This is a genomic window from Nocardiopsis halotolerans DSM 44410, from assembly GCF_000341065.1.
In the GTDB taxonomy this organism is placed as follows: Bacteria; Actinomycetota; Actinomycetes; order Streptosporangiales; family Streptosporangiaceae; genus Nocardiopsis; species Nocardiopsis halotolerans.
Genome location: NZ_ANAX01000143.1, coordinates 1 through 3,282 on the forward strand (window position 1 = coordinate 1; position 3,282 = coordinate 3,282).

Consider the following 3,282-nt stretch of genomic DNA (forward strand, 5'->3'; position numbering starts at 1 on the left):
CCTGAGCGGCGACCGCCTGGAGTGGTACCTGGACACGGTGCGCACGTCGCTGGAGAACGTCCCGGAGGAGGGCGGCCTGTACTCGCGCCCGGTACCGGAGGACGTGGTCCTGGAGTGGAACGGCCCGCGCCGCCTGACCTCGTGGGTGCTGTCGCCGCTGGCCTCCCCCGAGGTGGCCGAGCGGATGAGGTCGCCCGAGGAGGCCTCCGTCGCGTACGTGTTCAACGACGCCGGTTTCCTGGTTCCGGCGCGACCCGCCGACGACAGCGACATGTTCGCCCCCGGCCCGGAGGACGGGTGCCTGGAGCCGTGGGAGGGGATCGTGTCCTGGCCGGTGAGCGCGCCCGGCGGTGTCGCGCAGGTCGTCACGCTCGGCTACACGTCCGAGGAGGACGTCGGCGTGGTGGTGGCGCTGGGCGACGACTGGATCGAGGTCGAGCTGCCCGCGGCGGAGGAACGCGGAGCCTGGTACGTGCCGGTGGACGAGCCCGGCGAGCAGCTGTCGGTGTTCGTGCCCGAGGCCCCCGAGGAGCGCGGCGGTCTGTGCCTGGACTGGGTGTCGGTGGGCGGCATGGCGCCCGCGGTCGAGGGCAACCCGTGGGCCTCCTCCGAGGACTGAGGTAGCCCGGCGGGAGGAGTCCGTTCCGGCTCGCCGCCCGTCCAGTGACAGGTCCGCGCTCAGGAGCAGGGCGCTCGGACCCTGTGGGGGGAGGGCCGGTGCCCCCTCGGACACGGACGGGGCCCTGCTCGGCGGGTCTTTCCTGTGGCGCGCGCCGCCCGCGCGGGCGCCCGGGCCGGCCGGCCTGGGCGTTCCCGGCCTTCCGCGGCTCAGGCCGAGGGGGCGTCGGCGGGGTCCCGGGCCCTCCGGCGCCGGTCGAGGACCCGGCGGGACCACTGTCGGCAGGGTTCCTCCACCCACTGGTGGGTCGCCGCGGCCAGCAGCACCGTCGCGATCGTGACCGGCACCATGTCCAGCCAGAACGACCCGGTGAAGATCTCCTGCCCGGTGAAGTCGCGCCACAGGTACAGCACCAGGAACTGCCACAGGAACACGCCGTAGGAGATCCTCCCGAGGTACTGGCACACCGGGTGCCGCAGCAGGGAGCCCAGCCACCGGCCGTCGCGCCAGGCGTCCGCCCGGCGCAGCGGGAGCGGGGCCGAACGGGGGCGCGGCGCCAGCGCGCAGGGCGCGATCAGGAAGAACGCGAACCCGACACCGGCCAGGGACTCCACGGCCGACGTCCAGATGTCCCCGGAGCCGATGAAGCGACCCCCGGCGGCCTCGGTGGACTTCAGGGCGTAGAAACCGCCCGCGACCAGCCAGCACACCCCCGGGGAGCCGGCGAGGGTCCGGCAGAGGCGGCGTACCGGACCGTCGGCCCCCGGTTCACGCCAGGCCCACTCCGAGAGCACGGCCAGCGCCATCCCGGCGGCGAACAGGCCCAGGGTCCGGGGCAGCCAGGCGTACATGTACTCGCGGGGTTCGGGCCAGAACTGCGGTACCAGCGCGGCCAGGCCCAGCAGCGCCATCGCCCCCAGGCCGACGAGCAGGCGCCGTCCCCGGGCGTCCACGCTCCCCCCACCGCGCGCCCACAGGGCCAGGAGGAGCCCGAACAGCGGGAGCAGCAGGTAGAAGCTGACCTCCACCGACAGGCTCCACATCTGGCCGAGGCCGTAGGGGCCGGTGCCCACCCACGGGGGATCGGTGTTGAAGGGGAAGGTCAGCGTGAGGATCTCCCACCAGTACCGGAGGGAGCCGAGCTCGCTCCGGGAGTAGATCAGCAGCGCCGCCACGGCCACCACCCAGTAGGCGGGGAAGACGCGTACGGCGCGGCGCCACAGGTAGGGGCGTGCGCGCGGACCGCGCACCCCGTCCAGGGCGGCGCGGGCCCAGGGCCGGTACAGCAGCGTGCCGGAGAGCGCGAAGAACAGGGGCACGGCCAGGTCGGCGGCGGACAGCAGCCCGCCGAGCATCCCCGGGGCGAGGGAGTCACCGGTCTCGGTGGCCACGTGGAAGACCAGGACCATCAGGGCGGCCACGCCGCGGACGCCGTCGAGGGCCTCGTGGCGGCCACCGACCTGCGGCAGGACCAGGGAGGGGTCGGGGGTGGGCGCGCCGCCGAGGGGGGTACCGGTGGGGTCCCCGGGCGCGGAGGAGGTGGGCGCCATGGGCCTTCCAGAACGGGGAGAGATCGGAACACGTTGCACTAGAACGTGTTATAAAAATTTCGACACGCCCTGGTGACGTCGTTCGCTACTGGGCAGTACTCTACCCGGAACTGGACCTAGTTCCACTAGACCCAGTTCCAGATCTGGACTCTCATACGCCCAGGAGGGCACATGCGCCGTACCGTTGCGGTCGTTCTCGTCGCGTTCGGGGTCTTCTTCCTCGCCCTTGCCCCCATGTCGCGCATGTGGCTGTCGACCTCCCTGATGAAGACCCCTCTGGACTACTACAGCCAGAAAGTCCTCTCCGCGGAGGGAGCCACCTACTTCAACATCGAGGACCTGGAACTCGTCGAGAACGCCACCCTGGAGGCCACCTCCACCATCCGGGCCGACGTGGCCGCCAGCACCGACGAGACGGTGGTGTGGGACCAGTTCACCTGGGTCGAGGACGCCGAGACCGGCTTCGGCATCACCTCCAACAGCCGCCGGGCCGGGCACGACCGCGTCACCGGCGAGGCGGTCGACTGCTGCGACGCCATGGTCAACGACGAGTCCGTCTCCCAGAGCGGCCAGGCGTGGAAGTTCCCCTTCTTCCCCGAGAAGCGCGACTACGACTTCTTCGAGACCACCGTCGGCGAGGTCGTCCCCATGGAGTTCCAGGGGGTCGAGGAGATCAACGGGGTCGAGACCCACAGGTACGTCCAGGAGGTCGAGGGAGCCGTCGTCGGCGAGCGCACCCTGCCGCGCTCGGTGGCCGGGCTGGAGGGCGAGGGCGACGTCACCGGTGACGAGGTCTTCTCCATCACCCGCACCTACTGGATCGACACCGTCACCGGCTCCCCCCTGAAGATCAGCGAGGACCAGAACCGCGTCGTGGTGGTGGACGGCCAGGAGGTGCTGACCATCTTCGACGCCGAGCTCGTCACCGACGAGGAGACCATCCAGGCCGCGATCGAGACCTCCGAGCAGGGACGCACCATGCTCCCCCTGCTGCGGACCACGCTGCCCGTCGCCTGCCTCGTCGCCGGTGTCGGCTTCGTCGGCGTCGCGGTCGTCCTGTTCGTCACGGGCCGCAGCCGTGTCCACCACGGCTGACCCCCGCCCCCGCACCCG

General features: G+C 71.8%; 2 protein-coding genes and 1 pseudogene. 2 read left to right on the forward strand and 1 reads right to left on the reverse strand.

Features of this window, described 5'->3' with window-relative positions:
* A pseudogene (locus D455_RS30015) lies at positions 1-619 on the forward strand (hypothetical protein); the annotation flags it as partial.
* Positions 620-828: 209 nt separating this feature from the next.
* On the opposite strand, the gene D455_RS0110530 reads toward D455_RS30015, so the two are convergent.
* Positions 829-2,169, reverse strand: coding sequence for an acyltransferase family protein (locus D455_RS0110530; RefSeq protein ID WP_017570687.1), 1,341 nt, complete (start codon positions 2,167-2,169; stop codon positions 829-831).
* Between the two features lie 171 nt (positions 2,170-2,340).
* On the opposite strand from D455_RS0110530, the gene D455_RS0110535 reads away from it, so the two are divergent.
* Positions 2,341-3,264 (forward strand): DUF3068 domain-containing protein, encoded by a 924-nt coding sequence (locus D455_RS0110535; protein WP_017570688.1) that lies wholly within the window; start codon positions 2,341-2,343, stop codon positions 3,262-3,264.
* Positions 3,265-3,282: the final 18 nt, after the last annotated feature.

Bases quoted from the DNA above. Each gene is read 5' to 3' on its own strand.
- D455_RS0110530 (WP_017570687.1), bottom strand. From the start codon at position 2,169: ATGGCGCCCACCTCCTCCGCGCCCGGGGACCCCACCGGTACCCCCCTC.
- D455_RS0110535 (WP_017570688.1), top strand. From the start codon at position 2,341: ATGCGCCGTACCGTTGCGGTCGTTCTCGTCGCGTTCGGGGTCTTCTTC.